This window comes from Shewanella sp. GutDb-MelDb (assembly GCF_002836075.1).
Classification (GTDB): domain Bacteria; phylum Pseudomonadota; class Gammaproteobacteria; order Enterobacterales; family Shewanellaceae; genus Shewanella.
Genome location: NZ_PJBM01000035.1, coordinates 1 through 3,342 on the forward strand (window position 1 = coordinate 1; position 3,342 = coordinate 3,342).

Annotated in this window: 2 rRNA genes; both read left to right on the plus strand. The window is 49.1% G+C overall.

The window, feature by feature from the left end:
* Positions 1 to 174: 174 nt before the first annotated feature.
* A 23S ribosomal RNA gene (locus tag CXF82_RS00875) occupies positions 175 to 3,079 on the plus strand.
* Positions 3,080 to 3,221: 142 nt separating this feature from the next.
* Positions 3,222 to 3,337, plus strand: a 5S ribosomal RNA gene (gene rrf, locus CXF82_RS00880).
* Positions 3,338 to 3,342 lie beyond the last annotated feature (5 nt).

Consider the following 3,342-nt stretch of genomic DNA (forward strand, 5'->3'; position numbering starts at 1 on the left):
AAAAATTGAGTTCTAAACACTTAAACATTAAGTGTCTTGGCTTATTGCGTCGCAGCAATAAGTGAAAAATTCTAATTTTGGCGAAAGTAGAAACCATTAGTTATGATACGGCTGTTTTAAGCTTACCCGCTTGAAACAACGAGTATTTCTCATAGAGACTTATTTGGGTTGTATGGTTAAGTGACTAAGCGTATATGGTGGATGCCTTGGCAGTCAGAGGCGATGAAGGACGTAGTAACTTGCGATAAGCGTTGGCGAGCTAGTAACAAGCATTTGAGCTAACGATTTCCGAATGGGGAAACCCACATGCATAAGCATGTATCATTAACTGAATTCATAGGTTAATGAGGCAAACCCGGGGAACTGAAACATCTAAGTACCCGGAGGAAAAGAAATCAACCGAGATTCCCCTAGTAGCGGCGAGCGAACGGGGATTAGCCCTTAAGCGTAGAGGGTGTTAGTGGAATGTGTTGGAAAGCACAGCGGCACAGGGTGATAGCCCCGTACATGAAAACTAACTTTACGTGAAAACGAGTAGGACGGGACACGTGACATCTTGTCTGAACATGGGGGGACCATCCTCCAAGGCTAAATACTCCTGACTGACCGATAGTGAACCAGTACCGTGAGGGAAAGGCGAAAAGAACCCCTGTGAGGGGAGTGAAATAGAACCTGAAACCGTATACGTACAAGCAGTGGGAGCGGTTCTTGAGACCGTGACTGCGTACCTTTTGTATAATGGGTCAGCGACTTACATTTTGTAGCGAGGTTAAGCGAATAGCGGAGCCGTAGGGAAACCGAGTGTTAACTGCGCGTTTAGTTGCAAGGTGTAGACCCGAAACCCGGTGATCTAGCCATGGGCAGGTTGAAGGTTGAGTAACATCAACTGGAGGACCGAACCGACTTATGTTGAAAAATGAGCGGATGACTTGTGGCTGGGGGTGAAAGGCCAATCAAACCGGGAGATATCTGGTTCTCCTCGAAAGCTATTTAGGTAGCGCCTCGAGCGAATACCATTGGGGGTAGAGCACTGTTAAGGCTAGGGGGTCATCCCGACTTACCAACCCTTTGCAAACTCCGAATACCAATGAGTACTACTCGGGAGACACACGGCGGGTGCTAACGTCCGTCGTGAAAAGGGAAACAACCCAGACCATCAGCTAAGGTCCCAAAGTTATTGCTAAGTGGGAAACGATGTGGGAAGGCTTAGACAGCTAGGATGTTGGCTTAGAAGCAGCCATCATTTAAAGAAAGCGTAATAGCTCACTAGTCGAGTCGGCCTGCGCGGAAGATTTAACGGGGCTAAGCAATACACCGAAGCTATGGGTACTAGTGTTTACACTAGTGCGGTAGAGGAGCGTTCTGTAAGCCGTTGAAGGTGAAGGGGTAACCCACGCTGGAGGTATCAGAAGTGCGAATGCTGACATGAGTAACGATAAAGGGAGTGAAAAACTCCCTCGCCGAAAGACCAAGGGTTCCTGTCCAATGTTAATCAGGGCAGGGTGAGTCGACTCCTAAGGCGAGGCCGAAAGGCGTAGTCGATGGGAAACAGGTTAATATTCCTGTACTTCTGCTAACTGCGATGGAGAGACGGAGAAGGCTAGGCTAGCGCGGCGTTGGTTGTCCGCGTTTAAGGTTGTAGGTTGTATTCTTAGGCAAATCCGGGAATACGCATTTAATTGCAAGACTGAGGACTGATGACGAGTCACTAAGGTGATGAAGTAGTTGATGCCATGCTTCCAGGAAAATCTTCTAAGCTTCAGGTTAGTAGGAATCGTACCCCAAACCGACACAGGTGGTTGGGTAGAGAATACCAAGGCGCTTGAGAGAACTCGGCTGAAGGAACTAGGCAAAATGGTACCGTAACTTCGGGAGAAGGTACGCTGCCGACGGTGATAGGACTTGCTCCTTAAGCTGTTGGCAGTCGCAGATACCAGGTGGCTGCAACTGTTTATCAAAAACACAGTACTGTGCAAACTCGCAAGAGGAAGTATACGGTATGACGCCTGCCCGGTGCCGGAAGGTTAATTGATTGGGTTATCTTCGGAGAAGCTCATGATCGAAGCCCCGGTAAACGGCGGCCGTAACTATAACGGTCCTAAGGTAGCGAAATTCCTTGTCGGGTAAGTTCCGACCTGCACGAATGGCGTAATGATGGCCACGCTGTCTCCAGCCGAGACTCAGTGAAGTTGAAATTGCGGTGAAGATGCCGTATACCCGCGGCTAGACGGAAAGACCCCGTGCACCTTTACTATAGCTTGGCACTGAACATTGAACCTACATGTGTAGGATAGGTGGGAGACTTTGAAGCATTGTCGCTAGATGATGTGGAGTCAACCTTGAAATACCACCCTTGTAGTTTTGATGTTCTAACCGCGGCCCCTGAATCGGGGTTCGGGACAGTGCCTGGTGGGTAGTTTGACTGGGGCGGTCTCCTCCCAAAGAGTAACGGAGGAGCACGAAGGTTGGCTAAGTACGGTCGGACATCGTACGGTTAGTGCAATGGCATAAGCCAGCTTAACTGCGAGACATACACGTCGAGCAGGTACGAAAGTAGGTCATAGTGATCCGGTGGTTCTGTATGGAAGGGCCATCGCTCAACGGATAAAAGGTACGCCGGGGATAACAGGCTGATACCGCCCAAGAGTTCATATCGACGGCGGTGTTTGGCACCTCGATGTCGGCTCATCACATCCTGGGGCTGAAGTCGGTCCCAAGGGTATGGCTGTTCGCCATTTAAAGTGGTACGCGAGCTGGGTTCAGAACGTCGTGAGACAGTTCGGTCCCTATCTGCCGTGGGCGTTGGATGATTGAAGGAAGCTGCTCCTAGTACGAGAGGACCGGAGTGGACGAACCGCTGGTGTTCGGGTTGTTATGCCAATAGCATTGCCCGGTAGCTACGTTCGGAATCGATAACCGCTGAAAGCATCTAAGCGGGAAGCGAGTCCTAAGATGAGTCATCCCTAGGAATTTAATTCCTCTAAAGAGCCGTTCGAGACTAGGACGTTGATAGGCAAGGTGTGTAAGCGTTGTGAGGCGTTGAGCTAACTTGTACTAATGACTCGTGAGGCTTAACCATACAACCCTGATGGGTTTTGTATGAGACTGATGTTTTTACAAAACACCAGAGTTAGAATAAGCACTTAATGTGGTGTTGAACTCAATAATAAATTTCGATTTACTTGCGATAGCGAGTAACAGCTTTTCGAATTCCAAATTTGTCTGGAGACCATAGAGCTGTGGCCCCACCTGATCCCATTCCGAACTCAGAAGTGAAACACAGTATCGCCGATGGTAGTGTGGGGTTTCCCCATGTGAGAGTAGGTCATTTCCAGGCGCCTA